Origin of the sequence: Streptomyces ipomoeae 91-03 (genome assembly GCF_000317595.1) — a bacterium.
Taxonomy (GTDB): Bacteria; Actinomycetota; Actinomycetes; order Streptomycetales; family Streptomycetaceae; genus Streptomyces; species Streptomyces ipomoeae.
This window is the reverse complement of the sequence record NZ_AEJC01000274.1, coordinates 1-20,204: the sequence shown is the minus strand read 5'-3', so window position 1 is coordinate 20,204 and position 20,204 is coordinate 1. Positions and strand designations below refer to the sequence as shown.

The following is a 20,204-nucleotide window of genomic DNA, read 5'->3' as shown; positions in this document are numbered from 1 at the left end:
ATAGGTCTACGGTGGGCCGTGTTGAGTTCGTTGAATCTTGAACGATCACCCTTCAGGGAGCACGTCATGGGCATCTTCGGCAACAAGAACACGACCCCCCAGGCCGGTGCCGGTTCCACCGAGGCGGTGAACCCCGAGCCGGCCGCGCTGACCGGCGACTACACGATCGACCCCTCCCACACCACCATCGGCTTCGTGGCCCGCCACGCCATGGTCACCAACGTCAAGGGCGGCTTCCTCGACTTCTCCGGCAGCCTGCACCTCGACGGCACGGACCCGTCCCGGTCCACCGCCTCCATCGACGTCAAGATGGAGAGCATCGACACCGGCAACGCCGACCGTGACGGTCACCTGAAGAGCGCGGACTTCTTCAAGGCGGACGAGTTCCCGACGATGACGTTCCGCTCGACCAAGGCGGAGGCCCTGGGCGGCGACGACTACCGCATCACCGGTGACCTCTCGATCCTCGGCACCACCAAGCCGATCACCATCGACCTGGAGTTCAACGGCGCCGCCAAGGACCCCTTCGGCAACGAGCGCGTCGGCTTCGAGGGCAAGGCGGAGATCCTGCGCTCCGAGTGGGGTCTGACGTGGAACGCGGCCCTGGAGACGGGCGGGGTGCTGATCTCGGACAAGATCAAGCTGAACTTCGACATCTCGGCCATCCGGAACGCGGAGTGAGTCGTCCCGCGCCGGTGGGGGCGTGAGCCGAGCCGGCGCACTGGAAGATGGGGCGGCGCGGGCCGCGCGCCCCGGTGGTACACCCCTCGACCAGGCTTCCTCGCACGGCGGTTGGCCGAACCAGGACTCGCAGAGCCGCCCCTTCCGCACGGACAACGGACAGCCGGCGCCTGTTCCATCGCCCGGGCGGTCCGGCCAACCGCCCGGCGGCTTCGTCGCAACCGACGGAGCAACCGCCCGAGCGATCGACCGAGTTCGAGGGGGAAAGCCGCATGGCCGTCACCGGCACCGTGGTGGACCCGGCGGGGTGAGCAGCGTTTCGCGCTGGTGACGGAGGTGCGGGCGTTCCAGGGGGCGATCCGAGCGCCGGCCTGTACGGAATCGGCACGGGCGATCTGAGCGGCGGCCTGTACGGAATCACGCGGGCGCCCTGACCTTCCGAGGCACCCGCGCGTGAGTCCGGGGCACCCGTTCCATGAGTCCGAGGCACCCGTTGGCGGTCACTTTCCGGGTCGTCCGGTCGTCAGCTCGGTCAACGCCGACTGGAGACGGGCGGCCCGGGTCTGCGGGGTCCGGGCCTTGAGGAGGCCGAGGACGACGAGGTACCGGTCGGTCTTCCCGAGCCGTTCGAAGGCCTGCCCGGCGTCCGGGTTCCCTTCGAGAGCGGCGGCCAGGTCCTCCGGCACGGTGGCGTGCCTCTGCGACTCGTAGGCCGCCGCCCACCGCCCGTCCGCCTCGGCCGTCGCGACCTCGGCGAGGCCGCCGGCCCGCATCCGCCCGGCGGCGGTCAGCTCTCCGACCCTCCGCACGTTCACCATCGACCAGTCGCCGCCCGGCCGACGCGGGGTGATCCGCTGCAGGAAGTACGCCTCGTCGAGGCGCCGCCGCAGCCCGGTGATCCAGCCGTGGCAGAGGGCGAGGTCATTGACGTCACGCGCGCTGACGGACCGGATACCGGTCCCCTTCTTGGCGACCTTCACCCAGAGACCGGGATGCGGGGCGGGATGGGCGGTGAGCCAGGCGTCGAGGTGCTCGGGGCTTTCGAAGGCAAGGGCTTCGGTGCCGTGCGAAGTGGTCATGGGGCCACGGTAGGCGGCGTACAGGACAGTCTCCGTCCTATACGCCACGCCTGAACGTGCGCCCCTTGAACGGGTCTTGAGGCGTGTGGCTGAATCGCACCCCTTGTCTCGCCACTCACGGGGTTCACATAATCCAGCAACAGAAATTGACCCGCTGATGGCGACAGAGGAGCGGCCTCCCGAGGTCAAAGTTGTCATGTTCGCGTCATTTTCTCCCAGCCACCCCCCACGGAAGGCATCACGTTGAAGAGACTCATCACCGCTCTGAAGAGATGTGCCGTTGTCGGTGCCGCCGCGCTGGCGATCGCCAGTCTGCAGCCGGTGTCGGCGGCGGAGGCCGCGCCGTCGCCGGTGGTCGGCGGGACGCGGGCCGCGCAGGGTGAGTTCCCGTTCATGGTCCGGTTGTCGATGGGCTGTGGCGGTGCGCTGTACACGCAGCAGATCGTCCTCACGGCCGCGCACTGCGTCGGTTCGACCGGTGCCAACACCAGCATCACCGCCACGGCCGGCGTCGTGGACCTCCAGTCCACCAGCGGCCGGGTCCAGGTCCGTTCGACGTACGTGTACCGGGCCCCCGGCTACAACGGCACCGGCAAGGACTGGGCGCTCATCAAGCTCGCCCAGCCGATCAACCTGCCGACGCTGAAGATCGCCACCACCACGCAGTACAACACCGGTGACTTCACGGTGGCCGGCTGGGGCGCGGCCCGTGAGGGCGGTGCGCAGCAGCGGTACCTGCTCAAGGCCACGGTGCCGTTCGTCAGTGACGCCACGTGCCGCGCCTATGGCGGCAGCTACAGCGGCCTCGTCGCGAACGAGGAGATCTGCGCCGGCTTCGCCTCGGGCGGCGTCGACACCTGCCAGGGCGACTCCGGTGGCCCGATGTTCCGCCGGGACAACGCCGGTGCCTGGATCCAGGTCGGCATAGTCAGCTGGGGCGAGGGCTGCGCCCGTCCCAACGCCCCCGGTGTCTACACCGAGGTCTCGACCTTCGCCTCGGCGATCGCCTCCGCCGCGGCCGGGCTCTGACCCGGTCCCGCGTAGCGCGTAGGTCCGCACCCAGCACGTAGGTCCTCATGGGCCGACATGGCGTCGTACGACGTCCACGGGCCCGGCGCCGCACCGCGCGCCGGGCCCGCGCCCGTTCCGTCCGCTGTCCGTCCGCTGTCAGAAGCCGCCTGTCAGAAGCCGCCGCTGAAGTCCCCGCCGCCCCCGAAGTCGCCGCCTCCGCCGAAGTCACCGCCGCCGAAGCCGCCACCGAAGTCGTCGGTGTCGAAGTCGGCGCCGGAGACGTCGCCGCCCTCGTAGCCGGCGCCCGCGCCGAAGTCGCCGTAACCCGCGCCGTAGGTCGCCGCGTAGGACGGGGTGGCCATCATGCTGCCGAGCATCGTGCCGACGAGGAGCCCGGGGAGGAGGCCGCCGCCGAAGTAGCCGCCCGCCCAGGGGCCGTAGGCGGGGCCGGCGTCCCAGTAGGGGCGGCGGTTGCCGGGCGCGGTCTCCACCTCGCGGATCATCGGGTCCCGACCGTCGGCGAGGCGGGCCCGGTCCGCCGCGCAGACCGGCACCTCGCGTTCCGCGCCGAGCGCCGGCGTCCAGAGCACGTCGGCGACCGAGGGGCCGTGGCGGGGGTCGAAGAAGCACGGGGGGCGCCGTTCGGGAAGGGGGCGACCCTCCCGGCGGGCGGCCAGCTGGGCCAGGGAGAAGCGGCCGTCCTCCAGTGCCTGGGTGACCGCGCGCACCTCCTCGGGGCGCGTGGCCGCCGCCATGTACGACTTGGCCTCCTCGTACGCGTCCAGCGCCCGTTCGTAGTCGGCGCGCATCGCGTCGTCCGCGCCCGCCTCGGCGGGGTGGAAGTCGAGGCGGTCCAGCTCCTCGCCGAACGCCGTGATGTCCTCGTCCACGACCACCTGGAGCTTCCTCAGGGCCTCGCGCCGCTCCTCCTCCTTCCTACGGCGGTTGCGGCGGGCCAGCGCGTACGCGCTCACGCCACCGGCGGCCACCACCGCGCCCGCCACCGCCAGGGCACCCGCGTCCACGCCCGCGCCGCCCGAGCCGTCGCTCCAGCTGGACGGGGCCGAGCCGGCCGGGTTGCTGCGCAAGGCGTCGTCCACGAAGTCGTTGAGCTGGGCCTTCGCGTCGCCGGCGCCCCGCACCGCCGTGACCAGGTTCGCCACCGTCTGCTTGCTCAGGACCGAGCTGTCGGCGCGGGCGTCGAAGCGGTCGCCGAGGCGGATGGCGTAGAGGCCGGTCACGCCCGTCTCGGTGCGGAGGTTCCGGAAGAGATCCTGGGTGGGGTAGCCGGCCGGGAGGACGGCCACGAAGATCGGCTCGTCCGCGTCCTCGATCTTGTCGGCCAGCGCCTCGGCGTCCGACGACGCGAGCTGGTCCGTCGCGGCCGGGTCCACATAGACGGGGCCCTCGCGCAGCGACTCGGCCACCGTGGAGATGTCGGTGGCCGCGAGGGCGCCGGGCGCGCCGACCCACAGCACCGCCATGGCCGCCATGACGAGCGGCGCGATCAGCAAGCGGATCAGACGGGGGACCGATGCGCCCTTCATACCTTCGAAGCTACCTCGATCGCCACGAAAAGGGACGATCCGGTCGGCAGGGAAACGTGAACCGGAAGGTTCCGCTCCCTCGCCGACCAAGGCCACCCCCGCCGACCGAGGCCGCCCTCGCCGGCCGATGTCACCGGGCGATACCGGGTGACACACGGTCACCGGCCGACACCGGGTGACATACGCGTCACCAGCCGACACCGATCGACAGTGCCCGGCGTCCGGCGGCTGTCACACCGGAGGCCTCACGCCGCCCGGTACGCCTCGCCCAGCTTCGCCACTGCCTCCGTGTACCGGCCCGTCAGCAGCAGGTGGTCGGCCTCCGCGAAGGGCTTCGCGACCGCCTCCGTCATACGGACGTCCGGGCCGACCTTCCGCAGCACGTGCTGCCGCGCCTTCGTCACCAGGGCATGTCCCACGCCGCCCGGCGCGTCGGCGGCCCTGTCCGGCGTCGCCCCGTTCGTCGTCAGCCCCCACCCGTACGGGAACTGGGGATCGTACGACTTGTCGCCCACGTTGATCGGCAGCTGGGCCTCCGACCTGGGCCATGTCACGGGCAGTCGGCCGGTGAAGGGGCGCCTGCCGTAGAGGACGTCGGCGACGCCGTCGCCCTCGGTGCCCGGGAGCCAGGAGGCCACGAGGGCGTCCATGCCGTCGAGTCGGTCGCCGATGAGCTGGGGGCGGCCGGAGACGATCAGGACCGCGCACTTCATGGCACCGCAGACCTTGTCCACGGCTGCCTTGTCGGCGGCGCTCAGCTCCAGGTCGTGGCCGTTGCCGACGTCGCCGAAGCCCTCGGTGTACGGGGTCTCGCCGACGACGACCACGCCCACGTCGTGGCCGGAGGTGGGTGCCGAGGCATCCTTGGAGTACGTCACCCGGTCGGCACCGCCCACCTTGCGCATCGCCTCCAGGACCGTCGTCCCCTCGGTGATGTCGCCGGAGGAGCCCTGCCAGGTGATGGTCCAGCCGCCGCTCTGGTTGCCGATGTCGTCGGCGTTGGAGCCGGCCACGTACACCTTCTGGGACTTCCGGAGCGGCAGGACGCCGCCCTTGTTCTTCAACAGGACCTGCGACTTGGCCACCGCCTCGCGGGCCGCCGAGCGATGGGCGGGCGAGCCGATGTCGTCGATGCCGCTCGTGTCGGCGTAGGGCTGCTCGAAGAGGCCCAGTCCGAACTTCTGGGTGAGGATGCGGGCGACCGCGTCGTCGACGCACTGCTCGCTGACGCGGCCCGCCCTGACCTCGGCGACCAGGGTGCGGTGGAAGTCGCCGTACGCGTACGGGACCATGATCATGTCGAGGCCCGCGTTGATCGACGTACGGACGTCGCTCGCGTAGTCGCCGGGGAGTTGGTCGATGGCCTGCCAGTCGCTGATGACGAAGCCGTCGAAGTCCATGCGGTGCTTGAGGACAGCGTTGATCATGTCGGCGCGGGCGTGCATCTTCACCGCGCCCTTGCCGTCGCCGAGGATGTCGAGGGAGGAGAAGGACGGCATGACGGAGCCGACGCCCCGGTCCACGGCCTCCCGGTACGGCGCGAGGTGCACCGCCTCCAGCTCCTGCCGCGTGACCTTGGTGACGCCCTGGTCGATCGTGTACGTGTCCGTCGTGGACGAGCCGTACTCGGTGCCGCCGTCGCCGACGAAGTGCTTGGCGGTGGCGAGGACCTTGTCGTTCCGGTCCAGGTCCCGTCCGTCCGGGGCGCCCTGGAGGCCCTGGATGATCGTCTCCATGGACTTCACGAGCGCCGGGTCCTCGCCGAAGGACTCGTACGCACGCCCCCAGCGGTCGTCGCGTGTCACGCACAGGCAGGGTGAGAAGTCCCAGGGGATGCCGGTGGCCCGGGTCTCGGCGGCGGTCAACGAGCCCATTTCGTGGGCCAGTCGGGGGTCCCTGGTCGCGCCCAGGCCGATGTTGTGCGGGGTGATGGTGGCGCCGACGAGGTTGTTGTGGCCGTGGACCGAGTCCACCCCGTGGATCAGCGGGATCTGCAACCGCGTGGACAGCGCCCGGCGCTGGTAGCCGTCGACCATCTCGGCCCAGGCCTCGGGGGTGTTCCGCGCCGGGGCGGAGCCACCGCCGGAGAGGAGGGAGCCGAGGCCGTACTCCGTGATGTCGTCCGGGGTGGCCAGGGCGCCGCGCTCGGCCTGGGTCATCTGGCCGGCCTTCTCCTCCAGGGTCATCCGGGAGAGGAGGTCCGCGACGCGCTTGCGCACCGGCAACTCGGGGTCGAGGTACGGCAGGCCGTGGGCGCCGATCACCACGCGTGGGTTCTCGGCGGGGGCGTCGGCGCCGGTGACGGTGAGCTTGACGGGGATCGTCTCCGCCGTCTCCGCCGTCTTGTCGCGCAGGGTGCGTACGGCGATGGTGCGGGTGGTGCCGGACGGGGTGCCCGCGGGGAAGGTCAGGGTGCCGGCGACGGGGGCGCGGTCGGCGGCGGAGGCCGTGCCGGATGCCGTCGTCGCGTACGTCACGGTGACCGGCTCCGTGACCGTGCCGGTGACGGTGACGCGGATGTGGGCCGTGTCGCCCTCGGCCACGGGGTGGACGGTGGCGTCGGTCGTCACGATCGCGGAACCGGCGGCGGTGGCGGTGGCGGCGAACGGTGGTGGGAGCAGTCCGGACAACAGGGCGACCGAGGCCGGCAGCGCCCTTCTTCGGACGTACCCGGTGCCTCGGACGTGCCCGGCGCCCCGGACCTGCCCGCCGCCTCGGTCGGTCGGTGCGGCGCGGGGGCCGCCGAGTCGTGGGGATCGCGGGGAACGCGTGGGGCTTGCCGGTGAAAACCGCGTCGGGTTTCCCTCCACTGAACCTCCAGGACCAGTCGCCGCGTTGAACTCCCGTTTCCCTTTTGTGGCTTGATGGGAGACAGCTGTCGGCTCGAAAGGGCGTCAAGAGTCCTGTACAACCGTTCGGGAGGCGTACGGGTCACGCAGTGCTTCAGGGGGACGGGGGCGAGCGGGATGCGGCGAAGAGTGCCGACCGGTGTTCTCGCCCCCGCCGCCCCTACCCGTCCCATCCCTGGGGGCCGCGCCCCCAGACCCCGCGCGGTTCGTCGTCGGCTGCGGGTCGGTGGGGGCTTGTCGCGCAGTTCCCCGCGCCCCTGAAAGGGGCGCGAACGCCCGATGGTTACTCCGCCGGCTCCACCCCGGCACGGAGCAGGCCGTAGGTGTAGGCGTCCTCCAGGGCCTGCCAGGACGCGGCGATCACATTGTCGGCGACGCCCACCGTGGACCACTCGCCGGTGCCGTCGGAGGTGGAGATGAGGACGCGGGTCGTGGAGTTGGTGCCGTGCTTGCCCTCCAGGATGCGGACCTTGTAGTCGACCAGCTCCAGCTTGGCGAGCTGGGGGTAGATCTTCTCCAGGGCGACGCGCAGGGCGCGGTCGAGGGCGTTGACCGGCCCGTTGCCCTCGGCGGTGGCGACGATGCGCTCGCTCTTGGCCCACAGCTTGACGGTGGCCTCGTTGGCGTGGCTGCCGTCGGGGCGGTCCTCGACGATGGCCCGCCAGGACTCGGTGCGGAAGTAGCGCTGGGGCTTGCCCGCGACCTCGTCGCGCAGCAGGATCTCGAAGCTCGCGTCGGCGGCCTCGTACGTGTAGCCCCTCAGCTCACGCTCCTTGACCCGCTCGACGACCCGGCCGACCAGCTCACGGTCGCCGCCGAGGTCGACGCCCAGCTCCTTGCCCTTGAGTTCGATGGAGGCGCGGCCGGCCATGTCCGAGACCAGCATGCGCATGGTGTTGCCGACCTGCTCGGGGTCGATGTGCTGGTACAGGTCGGGGTCGACCTTGATGGCGGAGGCGTGCAGGCCGGCCTTGTGGGCGAAGGCGGAGACACCGACGTACGGCTGGTGCGTGGACGGCGTGAGGTTGACGACCTCGGCGATGGCGTGGGAGATGCGGGTCATCTCGCGCAGGGCGCCCTCGGGGAAGACCTTCTTGCCGTACTTCAGTTCCAGGGCGGCGACGACCGGGAAGAGGTTGGCGTTGCCGACGCGCTCGCCGTAGCCGTTCGCCGTGCACTGGACGTGGGTGGCGCCCGCGTCGACGGCGGCGAGGGTGTTGGCGACCGCGCACCCGGTGTCGTCCTGGGCGTGGATGCCGAGCCGGGCGCCGGTGTCGGCGAGGACGGTGGAGACGACCGCCTGGACCTGGGCGGGGAGCATGCCGCCGTTGGTGTCGCAGAGGATCACGACGTCGGCGCCGGCCTCGGCGGCGGTGCGGACGACGGACTTGGCGTACTCGGGGTTGGCGCGGTAGCCGTCGAAGAAGTGCTCGCAGTCGACGAAGACCCGGCGGCCCTGCGACCTCAAGTACGCCACCGTGTCCCGGACCATCTCCAGGTTCTCGTCCAGCGTCGTACGCAGCGCGAGCTCCACGTGCCGGTCATGTGACTTCGCGACCAGCGTGATCACCTGGGCACCGGAGTCGAGCAGGGCCTTGACCTGCGGGTCCTCGCTCGCCTTGCCGCCCGCGCGACGCGTGGCGCCGAAGGCGACCAACTGGGCGTGCTTGAAGTCGATCTCCTTCTGCGCGCGGGCGAAGAACTCGGTGTCCCTCGGGTTCGCGCCGGGCCAGCCGCCCTCGATGAAGCCGACGCCGAAGTCGTCCAGGTGCCGTGCGATGGCCAGCTTGTCCGCGACCGTGAGGTTGATGCCCTCGCGCTGGGCGCCGTCGCGCAGGGTGGTGTCGAAGACATGGAACGAGTCGTCCAGCTCGCTGGTTACCGTCATGGTGTCAAGGCTCCTGTGTTGGATCTCGGTCTACCGGAATGACCGGCTCCACCGTCCTCCAATGATCCCTCGCGCTGCGTTCCCGGCTGTAGGTGGGCCAGAAATGCGAAAAACCTCTCGCGGGTGCGAGAGGTCTGCGCGCGGGTCGAGGACGACGGTGTCCGCCCGTACCTGGTCGTACGTGGCGGTCACTGCGGACCGGCGCGCCTGCTGCCAATAATCATGGCGAACGAGAGCACGGAGGCAGTCTGGCACAACCCGCCCCCGTGCTCACCGTCCGTCTCAGGATGCGAACGACGCGCTGATCAACTCATGTTCATCCCGGCTCACATACGAGGTCATATACGAGAGTCACGTACGGGGGTCGCCCGAGGTGGCGTACCGGGACGTACCGGCGGTCCGGTCAGTGACCGCGTTGGATGAACACGTCCGCGACCCCGTTGGTGTCGTCCGCGACCAGGTCGTCGGCCGTGGAGGTGAAGACCACCGCGCGCCCCTGACGGGAGACCGCGCCCGGGAGCGCGGTGCCGCTCCCGGTCACGGACCGGTGTGCGCCGGTGCGCAGATCGAGGAGGCTCAGCGCGCCGTCCCGAGCCAGCAGGACATGGCGGGCGGAGGGGTCGGCGGCGACCGCCGTACTGCCCTCGGGACCGGCGGGCTCGGTGCGGCCGGTGCGCAGGTCGTGGATGTACGGCTGCGGCGTGCCGTTCGCGGGGGCCGTCGTCGTGAAGAGCACCCGGCGGCCGTCGCCGGAGAGTTGGGCGAGGACGGAGCGGGCCTCCGGGTCGGGGTCCACGCGCCGGGTGGCGCCCGTCCGCCGGTCCTTGACGTAGACGCGGCCGAGGGCGCCCGAGGCCGAGCCGGTGAGCACGATGACGTCGTACGCGACGGTACGGCCGTCCGCGCTCAGCCGGACCCGGTCGATCATGCCCTCGGGCGGCAGCGCCGTGATCTGCTCGTCGGTGCCGGTGACCAGATCGCGGACGTACAGCACGCGGGAGCCCTGATTGCCGTGGCGGTTGCCGATCACGTACGCCACATGGCGGCCGTCGGCGCTGATCGCGCCCACGGTGCCGAGTTCGTACAGGGTGTCGTCCGGTGCCCGCTCGGGCCACAACTGCTGTGTCTCGCCGGTCACCCGGTCGTACACGTACGGGTGCGGGAAGCGGTTGCCGTTGTTGTACGCGATCCGGCGGCCGTCGCCGCTGATCATCGCCTCCCCGGTGTACTGCATCTCCTCGGGCACCGGGGTGAGGCCGCCGGTGCGCAGGTCCTTGATGTAGACGCGGCGGTCGTAACCGCCGGTCGGGTCGGCCGAGTTGAAGACCGCGTACCGGCCGTCGGCACTGATCCGGGCTCCGGTCGACGCGCTCGGCAGTTGACCGCCGTCGCCGACGGTGCTGATCCGCTGCACACCCGGGCTGTGCGCGGAGGCGGTGGGCAGGGCGGTCAGGATGAGGGCGGCGGTGAGCGCCGCGAGGCTCGTCAGATGTCTCATCGGGTCGGCCTCAGCCTTCGGGAGAAGATGTCCGGGACGCCGTTGGTGTCGCCCGGTACCAGGTCCGTCGCCTCCGCGGAGAAGACCACGCCCTTGTCGCCCAGCGCGCCGGCCACGGCGATGGCGCCCGCGTCGGCGCTGGTGACGGTAGGGTCCGCGCCGGTGCGCAGATCGCGCACGTACGCGTAGGTGCCGGGGTGGGCGATGCCCTCGGGCACGAGGTTGGTCGCTGTGGAACGGAACGCGACGAAACGGCCGTTGCGTGTGGTCGGGGTGGCCATGGAGAGACGCCGTCGGCCTGGGTGCCGTCGGCGGTGGTACTGATCCGCGCGACACGGGGATCGCGCGGCGCGAGTGACGCGTTCGCTTCGTGCGGTCGCCGTGGCGCCGCGCTCGCGGCCGGTACGGCTGCCGCGGTGAGTGCGAGCAGCAGCGCCGACGACAAGGAAGCAGAGCCCGTGGAGACTCCGCGGGACCTGGAGCGGTCGGTGGTGACACATGCCGTTCTCGGATGTGCGGCTCTGGACATGGTTTCCCCCGGAACCTTGTCTCCCCCGGGCCCTTCGCCGAGGGCTCACCGGGATACAAGCGCACCACCCAACCCGGGTCAATGCGCTCGTTTACGTACAACCCGGGCGATTGATCGCGTGTCCGCGAGCCGCGTTCACTTCAGGGGCTCGTCCGGGAACTCCCGTGCGCGGCGAGGCAAAAAACAAAGGCAAGGAGGTCACCCACTCCTTGCCACTCTCAACATATAGCGCACCAGGGGGCTTGCGGCAAGGCCCCCGTCGTGCCGCAGAATTGCCGGCCGAGGCCAGAAGCTACAGAAATAGGTGATTCGCTAAATGCGTGTTCTTTTATGCGCGTACGGGTCGCGCGGGGACGTCGAACCTCTGGCGGCACTCGCGGTGGCGTTGCGGACACTCGGGGCGGAGGCGCGGGTATGCGCGCCGCCGGACGAGGAGTTCGCGGAGTTGCTGGCCGGTGTCGGCGTGGAGCTGGTGCCGTTCGGTCGGCCGGTGCGCGCGTTGGTGAGCGGTGGGCCGCCGCCGGGGGGCGCGCCCCAGGTCGCGGCCGAGTTGGTCGCCGCGCACTTCGGCCCGGTCGCCGCGGCGGCCGAGGGGTGTGACGCACTGGTGGCGAGCGGCTTGATGCCGGCCGGCATACGGTCGGTGGCCCAGAAACTGGGCATCCGCTATGTGTTCGCGTGCTTCCACCCGTTCCAACTGCCCTCGCCGCACTATCCGCCGGGGCGGCGGCCGGGCCCGCCGCTCCCACCGGACGTGACCGACAACCGGGTGCTGTGGGACCTGGACGCCGAGAGGGTGAACGCGCTGTACGGCGAGGCGCTGAACACCCACCGGGCGTCGATCGGTCTGCCGCCGGTGGCCAACGTCCGCGACCATGTCCTCACCGACCGGCCGTGGCTGGCGGCGGACCCGACCCTGGGCCCGTGGCAGGACATGACGGATCTCAACCTCGTGCAGACCGGCGCGTGGATCCTGCCGGACGAACGCCCGCTGTCGGCCGAGTTGTCGGCGTTCCTGGACGCCGGCGCACCGCCCGTGTACGTGGGCTTCGGGAGCATGCCCCTGCGCGGCTCGGAGGACATCGCCAGGGTGGCCGTCGAGGCGGTGCGTGCGCAGGGCCGCCGCGTGCTCGTCGGGCGCGGCTGGGCCGGCCTTGCCCCGATCGACGACCGGGACGACTGCTTCGTCGTCGGCGAGGTCAACCACCAGGCACTGTTCGGCCGGGTCGCCGCCGTCGTCCACCACGGCGGCGCGGGTACGACGACCACGGCCGCGCTGGCCGGCGCTCCCCAGGTGGTCGTGCCCCAGATCGTGGACCAGCCGCGCTGGGCCGGCCGGGTCGCCGACCTGGGCATCGGAGCGGCCCACGACGGCCCGACCCCCACCTTCGACTCCCTCTCGGCCGCGCTCACGACCGCCCTGACTCCCGAGACCCGCGCACGGGCGAAGGCCATGGCCGCCGAGATCCGCACCGACGGGGCGACGGTCGCCGCGAAGCTGCTGCTCGACATGGTCGACGTCGGCTGAGCTCGGTCGGAGTCGGCAACAGGACCGTCGACGCCGGTTGAGCGCGGTCGGCGTCGGCGGAGAAAGGCCGCCCGGAAAGACGCCGGGAACGGCCCGCCCATGTCCGCGCATGCCCCACGCGGATCGCCTGGCCACGCCCCCTTCGGCTCTCTCCCCCCATGCCCCTCCCCCCTCCCCCTCTGCACCCCTCCCCCACCCAGCGCACGCCCCTGCCGACCTGCCCCTGGGCCGGCACCCCGCCGCACGCCATGGTCGTAAGCGACCTCCTATCGGAGCTGATGCCGTGAAACCCCTGACCACCAGCGCGTTCGCCCTTCCCGACCGCCTCGCCGCCAAGGCCGACCCGGTCCTGACAGCCGGTGACGAGCGGCACTTCGCGGCCATCGCGGAGTGTCTGGAGCAGTCGATCGCCGAGTTGTCCGACCACCTCGCCGCCGCGCGCAGGGCGCCCGGCGGCAAGGGCCGGCAGGCGCTGGACCGGGACGTCGAGATCCACCGGCTGACCGCTCGGCTGCGCACCCTGCGCCGCTTCGGGCTGGACCTGTGCCTCGGTCACATGGTCGGCGCGGACGACCCCGAGCCCGTGTACATCGGACGCCTCGGTCTGACGGACAGCACGGGCCGTCGGCTGCTGCTCGACTGGCGCTCCCCGGCGGCCGAGCCGTTCTTCGGAGCCACCCACGGCAATCCGATGGGTCTGGCGAGCCGCCGCAGGTACCGCTGGACCGACGGCCGGATCAGCGACTACTGGGACGAGGTGTTCACCCCGGACGGGTTCGCCGGGCACCACGCCGCGCTCGACGACCAGTCCGCCTTCATCGCCGGCCTGGGCGGCGACCGGTCACCGCGGATGCGGGACGTGCTCGGCACCATCCAGGCCGACCAGGACGCCATCATCCGCGCGGGGTCCCGTGGCGCGCTCGTCGTCGACGGCGGCCCGGGTACGGGGAAGACCGTCGTCGCCCTGCACCGCTCCGCCTACCTCCTCCACTCCGACCCCCGCCTCAACCACCGCCGCGGCGGCGTGCTGTTCGTCGGTCCGCACCGGCCCTATCTGTCCTACGTCTCCGATGTCCTGCCCAGCCTCGGCGAGGAGGGCGTGCAGACCTGCATCCTGCGCGACCTCGTCACCGAGGGAGCCACGGCGGCGGTCGAGGCCGACCCCGAGGTGGCCCGGCTGAAGTCGTCCGCGGAGCTGGTGCAGGCGATGGAGAAGGCCGTCAGGTTCTACGAGGAGCCGCCCACCGAGAGCATGACGGTCACGACCCACTGGTCCGACGTCCGGCTGAGCGCCGACGACTGGGCCGTGGCGTTCGAAGCGGCCGAACCCGGTACTCCGCACAACGAGGCGCGCGACCAGATCTGGGAGGAGCTGCTCACCATCCTGGTGGACAAGCACGACGACGCCTTGGCGGAGGACGGCGAGGGCGGCGACGTATCGGCCGAACTCCTGCGCAGGTCGCTGACGCGGAACAGGGAACTGCTCACGGCCTTCGACCGCGCCTGGCCGCTGCTCGAAGCGGCCGACCTCGTCGGAGATCTGTGGTCGGTACCCGCGTATCTGCGGATGTGCGCCCCCTGGCTCGGCCGCGACGAGGTGCGGCGCCTCCAGCGCGCGGAACCCCAGGCCTGGACGGTGTCCGACCTGCCCCTCCTGGACGCGGCACGGCAGCGGCTCGGCGACCCGGAGGCGTCACGGCGCAAGCGCCGGCATGAGGCCGCTGTCGCCGCCGAACGCGAGCGCATGGGCAGGGTCATCGACGACCTGCTGGAGGCCCATACGTATGACGACGGCGAAGGCGTGCTGGTCATGCTGCACGGCCAGGACATGCGGAACTCCCTGGTCGACGAGAGCGCCCTGCCCACCGCCGACCCGGATCTGCTCGCCGGCCCGTTCGCGCACATCGTCGTGGACGAGGCCCAGGAACTGACCGACGCGGAGTGGCAGATGCTGCTGGTCCGCTGCCCGTCGCGGAGCTTCACCATCGTCGGGGACCGTGCCCAGGCCCGGCACGGGTTCACGGAGCCGTGGCGGGAACGGCTGGAGCGGGTCGGGTTCGACCGGATCGACCTGGCTTCCCTGAGCGTCAACTACCGGACGCCGGAAGAGATCATGGCGGAGGCCGAGCCGGTCATCCGGGCCGTGCTCCCGGACGCGAACGTGCCGACGTCCATCCGCAGCGGCGGCGTACCCGTCGTCCACGGCTCCGCCTCGGAGCTGGACTCGATCCTCGACACCTGGCTGGCCGCGCATGCCGAAGGGATCGCCTGTGTCATCGGCGATCCCACGTTCCGGCAGACGGACCGGGTCCGGTCGCTGCCCCCGGAGCTGTCGAAGGGGCTCGAATTCGACCTGGTCGTCCTGGTCGACCCGGCGGAGTTCGGCGAGGGCGTCGAAGGAGCCGTCGACCGCTATGTCGCGATGACCCGGGCGACCCGGCAACTCGTCGTCCTCACAAGCCCCTGACGCCGACCGTCGTCCAACCCCCGGTCGGGGTGCGCCCCTTCAGGGGCGCGGGGCAGTGACATGTGCGGCTCAGCCCAGCACGTGCATCCAGCCGTGCTTGTCCTCCACCGTGCCGCGCTGGATGTTCAGCAGGGCCTCGCGGAGCTTGAGGGTGACGGGGCCGGGCTCGCCGGCGGACTGCTGCCACTGGGCGCCGGTGCGCTTGACCGTGCCGACGGGGGTGATGACGGCGGCGGTGCCGCAGGCGAAGACCTCGGTGAGGGTGCCGTTCTCGGAGTCGGCCTGCCACTGGTCGATGGAGACACGGCCCTCCTCGGCCTCGTAGCCGAGGTCACGGGCGACCGTGAGGAGCGAGTCGCGGGTGACGCCCTCCAGGATGGAGCCCGTGAGCGACGGGGTGACGATCCTGTCGCCGTACACGAAGTACAGGTTCATGCCGCCGAGTTCCTCGACCCACTTGCGCTCGACCGCGTCGAGGTAGCAGACCTGGGCGCAGCCCTTGGCGGCGGCCTCGGCCTGGGCGAGGAGTGACGCGGCGTAGTTGCCGCCGGTCTTGGCGTCGCCCATGCCGCCCGGCACGGCGCGGACATGGTCCTCGGAGACCCAGATGGAAACGGGCTTGACGCCGCCCGGGAAGTAGGCGCCGGCTGGGGAGGCGATGACCAGGAAGAGGTATTCGTTGGCCGGCTTGACGCCCAGACCGACCTCGGTGGCGATCATGAAGGGGCGTAGGTAGAGGGACTCCTCGCCGCCGTGCGCGGGCACCCACGCCTTGTCCTGCTGGACCAGGACGTCGCACGCCTCGATGAAGGTCTCCACCGGCAGTTCGGGCATCGCGAGGCGCTTGGCGGACCGCTGGAAGCGCCTGGCGTTCATCTCCGGGCGGAAGGTGGCGACGGAGCCGTCGGGCCGGCGATACGCCTTCAGGCCCTCGAAGATCTCCTGCGCGTAGTGCAGGGTCATGTTCGCGGGGTCGAGGGAGAGCGGCCCGTACGGCACGAGCTGACCGTCGTGCCAGCCGCGGCCCTCGGTCCACTTGATCGTCACCATGTGGTCGGTGAAGTGGCGGCCGAAGCCGGGGTTGGCCAGGATCGCCTCGCGCTCCGCGGCGGAGAGCGGGTTCGCGGACGGCTTCAGCTCGATCGTGGGCGTCGTCATGAGTCGTTGTCCTTCACCGGTTGTGTGTGACGGGCCGCGCTCACATCCGTACGGCCTGTGGCCGGTGTTAGGACGTCCGAGCATTCCCTCATTCCGCGGCACCTCGTTCGATTATCGCCCGGAGAGGGGCGTGTACGAAACGTGGACGACCGGGATGAAAGCGCGGATTCCCGTGGATGAAACGGTATGAGGTGCGGTCCTGGGGATGATGGTGACACCCGGCGGGGGACATGGGGAAGCCGCCGGGTGGTGAGGAGACCCGGCGGCTTCGAACAGTTTCGAGGAGCGCGCCGGATCAGCCGGCTACTCGTACGGCGAGGGCGTCGCCGATCTCGTCCGTCGTACGGGCGGGCTTGCCCACGCGCTCCGCGAGGTCGGCGGCGACCGCCTCGTCGATGCGGGCGGCCTCGGCCTCGTAGCCGAGGTGGCGCAGGAGCAGCGCGACGGACAGGACCGTGGCGGAGGGGTCGGCCTTGCCCTGGCCGGCGATGTCCGGGGCCGAGCCGTGGACCGGCTCGAACATGGACGGGAACTCGCCGGAGGGGTTGATGTTCCCGCTCGCGGCGACGCCGATGCCGCCGGAGACGGCCGCGGCGAGGTCGGTGATGATGTCGCCGAAGAGGTTGTCGGTGACGATCACGTCGAAGCGCTCGGGCTGCGTGACCAGGTAGATGGTCGCCGCGTCCACGTGCATGTACTCGGTGGTGACCTCGGGGAACTCCTCGGCCACCTTGTTGAAGATGTTGGTCCACAGGTGACCCGCGAAGGTCAGCACGTTGTTCTTGTGGATCAGCGCGAGCTTCTTGCGGGGGCGGGCCTGGGCGCGGGCGAACGCGTCACGGACGACCCGCTCGACGCCGAAGGCCGTGTTCACGGAGACCTCGGTGGCGACCTCGTGCTCGGTGCCCTTGCGGATGGTGCCGCCGTTGCCGGTGTACGGGCCCTCGGTGCCCTCGCGGACCACGACGAAGTCGATGTTCGGCTCACCGGCGAGCGGGGTGGCCACCCCCGGGAGCAGCTTCGAGGGACGCAGGTTGACGTGGTGGTCGAAGGCGAAGCGGAGCTTGAGCAGGAAGCCGCGCTCCAGGACGCCGGACGGCACGCTGGGGTCGCCGATCGCGCCGAGCAGGATCGCGTCGTGCTGCTTGAGCGACTCCAGGTCCGCGTCGGTGAGGGTCTCACCGGTGGCGTGGTAGCGCTTGGCTCCGAAGTCGTACTCCTTGGTCTCCAGCTTCACATCCTGCGGCAGGACGGCGGAGAGGACCTTGAGCCCCTGGGCCACGACTTCCTGACCGATGCCGTCACCGGGGATCACTGCGAGATTGAGGCTGCGAGACATGACGGCACCGTACTCCTGGTCCCACGGGATGACACGGTCTGTCCGCGATACGGACACCCGGGAGAGTGACAACTCCCACAAGTCGCCGTGCGTTCACCCGTATGTGTAGCGGCTGTTGGTCCGCACTGGGAAGTTCCCTCTCATGGACATTCCCGACTTCGGCATTCCGCCGCAGCTCGCGCGCCGGATGAGCATGGCCGAGCAGCACGAGTACCTGCGTACGAAGCTGACGCGGCGCCGCACGCTGGTGACGGCGGGCGCCGTGGCGGCGGGCGGACTGCTGACCGGATGCGGCGACTCCGGATCAACGGGCTCGCCGAGTTCTCCGCGTTCTCCGCGTTCTCCGCGTGTGACGACCCCGTCCCCCGCCACCTCCAAGGCGCCGGGCTCGGTCGTCACCCCCTTCGGCCGTCATCTCGCCTTCGGCGCCGACCCGAGGACACAGATGCGGATCTCCTGGCAGGTGCCGCTCGCGGTGAAGAAGCCGTACGTCCGGATCGGTCTGAAGCCCGACGACCTGAGCCGCAAGGTCGAGGCCGAGGTACGGGACCTGCACACCCCGGGCGTCGAGGGCGTGCGCCTCGAACTGGACCAGTACTACCTGCACGCCGCCCTGGACGGCCTGCTCCCCGGCACGACGTACTACTACGGCGTCGGCCATGAGGGCTTCGACCCGGCCTCGCCGGGCCGCCGCGCGACGATCGAGTCGTTCCGTACGGCGCCGGCGACCCCGGAGAAGTTCGTGTTCACGGCGTTCGGCGACCAGGGCGTCGGCAAGGCGGCAGCCGCCAACGACAACGTCATCCTGCGTCAGAAGCCGGCCTTCCACCTCCACGCGGGCGACATCTGCTACGCGAACGTCAACGGCAAGGGCGTGGAGTCAGACGGCTACGACCCCGGCTTCTGGGACCTGTTCCTCAAGCAGAACGAGACGGTCACCAAGTCCGTGCCCTGGATGGTGACGACCGGCAACCACGACATGGAGGCCTGGTACTCACCGGACGGCTACGGCGGCCAACTCGCCCGCTGGTCCCTGCCGGACAACGGCTTCGACCCGCGCTCGGCGCCGGGCGTGTACGCGTTCACGTACGGCAACGTCGGCGTCGTGGCGCTGGACGCGAACGACGTGTCGTACGAGATCCCGGCCAACTTCGGCTATTCGGGTGGCCGGCAGACGAAGTGGCTGGACCAGAGGCTGCGCGAGCTGCGTGCGTCGAAGGAGGTGGACTTCGTCGTCGTCTTCTTCCACCACTGCGCCTACTCGACGTCCTCGCACGCCTCCGACGGGGGCGTGCGCGCCGAGTGGCTGCCGCTGTTCGCCGAGCACCAGGTGGACCTGGTGATCAACGGGCACAACCACGTCTACGAGCGGACCGACGCCATCAGGAACGGCGAGGTCGGCAGGGCCGTACCGATCGGCGCGTCGACCGACCCGACCCGCGACGGCATCGTGTACGTCACGGCGGGCGGCGGTGGCCGCGACCTGTACGGCTTCCCGGCGGGCGTGAAAGGAGAGCTACGAGGGCCACGTCACCCGGCACGACTCCGTCGACACCTTCCAGTGGACCAAGTCCCGCTCCTCCGACGCGGAGACAGTGGAGTGGTCCCAGGTGCGCTACCGGGGCTTCTCGTTCCTCAGGTGGAGGCGGAGACCGGCGCCAAGCCTGCGCTGAAGGTCTCGGCACTGGCGCAGGACGGCACGCGCATCGACCACTTCGAGGTGCGGCGCGGCACGTGAACCGGGGTGACCCGGCTGTTCACGGCCGCGCCGCGCCCCGAACGGGTGCGGCTCCCGGCTGCTGGGGGCACGGGGTGCCCGGTGTGTCGGTGAGGGAGCCGCTCTGCGCCGGGCCGCTCAGTGCCCGGTGGACCCGCCGTTGTCCCTGCGGTCGAGGGCGCGCTGCAGCGCGGCGGCGGCGTTCTTGCGGTCGGACTCGTTCGTCGGGGAAACGTGACGGACTCGGCGGCGGACGGTCGTCTCGGCCATGGGGAATCGACTCCTTCGAGGCAATCCGGGAGTACGGACACAGGGGGTTACGAGACGCCGGATGGGGCGGGGAGCGGCGCCGCAGGGGTTGCCTGCCTAAGGCTCCGCCTCACACCCGCCATTCGCTGGATCGAGCGAGACGTTCGGCTTCTACAAAAGTAGGTGAGTCCAGCGCATCTGTCTCCACAATTAGTCGGTCTTCCTACTATCTGAGACGACCAATCGGATCACACCCCGCTGACCTGCGTCTTCACACGCGGGGGCGCACGCGCCGGGTTGCCTACGGCTGGTCAAAAGCAACTCGCGCAGGTCGGCGGCGACGCGGGGGTCGGCGGCGAGCGCCCCGGTGAGGTACGCGAGGAGCGGGAAGAACGCGCCGCTGCCGTCGCGGGCCTCGGTGACCCCGTCGGTGACGAGCAGCAGACTCTCGTCGGGAGCGAGCCGTACGGTGCACGTCCCGCGCGTCCGCGGCGCCAGATCACCCAGCCCCAGCGGAAGTCCCTCCCGCAGCGGCAGGGGTCGTACGGAGTCGGCGGAGACCAGGAGCGGGGGCTCGTGGCCGAAGTTGATGACGTCGACGGTGACGTCGCCGAGCCCGGTGAGATCCGGCCCCCAGTCGGTGCGCTCGCTGCGCAGCTGGGGG

At 70.9% G+C, this 20,204-nt stretch carries 14 protein-coding genes and 1 pseudogene; 5 read left to right on the top strand and 10 right to left on the bottom strand.

All coding sequences use genetic code 11. The annotated features are described in order from the left end of the window. Positions 1-66: 66 nt before the first annotated feature. Positions 67-681 (top strand): YceI family protein, encoded by a 615-nt coding sequence (locus tag STRIP9103_RS18110; RefSeq protein WP_009314213.1) that lies wholly within the window; start codon positions 67-69, stop codon positions 679-681. A 500-nt stretch (positions 682-1,181) separates the two neighbouring features. Here the strand turns inward: STRIP9103_RS18110 and STRIP9103_RS18105 are convergent, their stop codons facing one another. Continuing rightward, positions 1,182-1,760, bottom strand: a complete 579-nt coding sequence (locus STRIP9103_RS18105; RefSeq protein WP_048820497.1) for a YdeI/OmpD-associated family protein — start codon at positions 1,758-1,760, stop codon at positions 1,182-1,184. A 243-nt stretch (positions 1,761-2,003) separates the two neighbouring features. Here STRIP9103_RS18105 and STRIP9103_RS18100 point away from each other — a divergent pair, with 243 nt between their 5' ends. Next, the gene (locus tag STRIP9103_RS18100; RefSeq protein WP_009314216.1) at positions 2,004-2,789 is read left to right on the top strand and encodes a S1 family peptidase; all 786 of its coding nucleotides are present in this window, start codon (positions 2,004-2,006) and stop codon (positions 2,787-2,789) included. Positions 2,790-2,941: 152 nt separating this feature from the next. Here the strand turns inward: STRIP9103_RS18100 and STRIP9103_RS18095 are convergent, their stop codons facing one another. The 5 genes from STRIP9103_RS18095 to STRIP9103_RS18075 form a co-directional block, all read right to left on the bottom strand. Further along, a complete protein-coding gene (locus tag STRIP9103_RS18095; protein WP_048820496.1) occupies positions 2,942-4,318 on the bottom strand; it encodes a hypothetical protein in 1,377 nt (458 codons plus the stop codon). A gap of 245 nt (positions 4,319-4,563) precedes the next feature. After that, positions 4,564-7,128, bottom strand: coding sequence for a glycoside hydrolase family 3 N-terminal domain-containing protein (locus tag STRIP9103_RS18090; RefSeq protein WP_009314221.1), 2,565 nt, complete (start codon positions 7,126-7,128; stop codon positions 4,564-4,566). Positions 7,129-7,450: 322 nt separating this feature from the next. After that, positions 7,451-9,055: a citramalate synthase gene (gene cimA / locus STRIP9103_RS18085; protein ID WP_009314207.1), complete on the bottom strand. Its 1,605-nt coding sequence runs from the start codon at positions 9,053-9,055 to the stop codon at positions 7,451-7,453. A 403-nt stretch (positions 9,056-9,458) separates the two neighbouring features. After that, positions 9,459-10,553 (bottom strand): alpha/beta hydrolase, encoded by a 1,095-nt coding sequence (locus STRIP9103_RS18080; RefSeq protein WP_009314209.1) that lies wholly within the window; start codon positions 10,551-10,553, stop codon positions 9,459-9,461. After that, positions 10,550-10,834, bottom strand: a complete 285-nt coding sequence (locus tag STRIP9103_RS18075; protein ID WP_009314220.1) for a hypothetical protein — start codon at positions 10,832-10,834, stop codon at positions 10,550-10,552. Before STRIP9103_RS18075 ends, STRIP9103_RS18080 begins: the two co-directional genes overlap by 4 nt. 564 nt (positions 10,835-11,398) lie before the next feature. On the opposite strand from STRIP9103_RS18075, the gene STRIP9103_RS18070 reads away from it, so the two are divergent. Together STRIP9103_RS18070 and helR are read left to right on the top strand one after the other, a co-directional pair. Then, positions 11,399-12,610 (top strand): glycosyltransferase, encoded by a 1,212-nt coding sequence (locus STRIP9103_RS18070; protein WP_009314228.1) that lies wholly within the window; start codon positions 11,399-11,401, stop codon positions 12,608-12,610. 283 nt (positions 12,611-12,893) lie between these two features. Further along, the gene (gene helR / locus STRIP9103_RS18065; RefSeq protein ID WP_009314210.1) at positions 12,894-15,077 is read left to right on the top strand and encodes an RNA polymerase recycling motor ATPase HelR; all 2,184 of its coding nucleotides are present in this window, start codon (positions 12,894-12,896) and stop codon (positions 15,075-15,077) included. Positions 15,078-15,146: 69 nt separating this feature from the next. On the opposite strand, the gene STRIP9103_RS18060 is transcribed toward helR, so the two are convergent. Together STRIP9103_RS18060 and STRIP9103_RS18055 are read right to left on the bottom strand one after the other, a co-directional pair. Then, on the bottom strand, positions 15,147-16,235 hold the full coding sequence (locus STRIP9103_RS18060; protein ID WP_009314206.1) for a branched-chain amino acid aminotransferase: 1,089 nt from the start codon (positions 16,233-16,235) through the stop codon (positions 15,147-15,149). Positions 16,236-16,530: 295 nt separating this feature from the next. Beyond that, entirely contained in the window at positions 16,531-17,574 is a 1,044-nt protein-coding gene (locus STRIP9103_RS18055; RefSeq protein ID WP_009314219.1) for a 3-isopropylmalate dehydrogenase, read from the bottom strand. 142 nt (positions 17,575-17,716) lie between these two features. Between STRIP9103_RS18055 and STRIP9103_RS18050 the strand changes: the two are divergent. Next, positions 17,717-19,312: pseudogene (locus tag STRIP9103_RS18050) on the top strand (purple acid phosphatase family protein). 117 nt (positions 19,313-19,429) lie between these two features. Here STRIP9103_RS18050 and STRIP9103_RS52790 read toward each other — a convergent pair. Then, positions 19,430-19,561 (bottom strand): hypothetical protein, encoded by a 132-nt coding sequence (locus tag STRIP9103_RS52790; protein ID WP_009314201.1) that lies wholly within the window; start codon positions 19,559-19,561, stop codon positions 19,430-19,432. A 189-nt stretch (positions 19,562-19,750) separates the two neighbouring features. After that, positions 19,751-20,204, bottom strand: a 454-nt coding sequence (locus STRIP9103_RS18045) for a PP2C family protein-serine/threonine phosphatase (RefSeq protein ID WP_048820495.1), incomplete at its 5' end; no start/stop codon positions are given.

What these genes read in the sequence shown, in the direction of transcription:
- STRIP9103_RS18110 (WP_009314213.1), top strand. Translation starts at nt 67, where the DNA reads ATGGGCATCTTCGGCAACAAGAACACGACCCCCCAGGCCGGTGCCGGT.
- STRIP9103_RS18105 (WP_048820497.1), bottom strand. Translation starts at nt 1,760, where the DNA reads ATGACCACTTCGCACGGCACCGAAGCCCTTGCCTTCGAAAGCCCCGAG.
- STRIP9103_RS18095 (WP_048820496.1), bottom strand. Translation starts at nt 4,318, where the DNA reads ATGAAGGGCGCATCGGTCCCCCGTCTGATCCGCTTGCTGATCGCGCCG.
- cimA (WP_009314207.1), bottom strand. Translation starts at nt 9,055, where the DNA reads ATGACGGTAACCAGCGAGCTGGACGACTCGTTCCATGTCTTCGACACC.
- STRIP9103_RS18080 (WP_009314209.1), bottom strand. Translation starts at nt 10,553, where the DNA reads ATGAGACATCTGACGAGCCTCGCGGCGCTCACCGCCGCCCTCATCCTG.
- STRIP9103_RS18075 (WP_009314220.1), bottom strand. Translation starts at nt 10,834, where the DNA reads ATGGCCACCCCGACCACACGCAACGGCCGTTTCGTCGCGTTCCGTTCC.
- STRIP9103_RS18070 (WP_009314228.1), top strand. Translation starts at nt 11,399, where the DNA reads ATGCGTGTTCTTTTATGCGCGTACGGGTCGCGCGGGGACGTCGAACCT.
- STRIP9103_RS18060 (WP_009314206.1), bottom strand. Translation starts at nt 16,235, where the DNA reads ATGACGACGCCCACGATCGAGCTGAAGCCGTCCGCGAACCCGCTCTCC.
- STRIP9103_RS18055 (WP_009314219.1), bottom strand. Translation starts at nt 17,574, where the DNA reads ATGTCTCGCAGCCTCAATCTCGCAGTGATCCCCGGTGACGGCATCGGT.
- STRIP9103_RS52790 (WP_009314201.1), bottom strand. Translation starts at nt 19,561, where the DNA reads ATGGCCGAGACGACCGTCCGCCGCCGAGTCCGTCACGTTTCCCCGACG.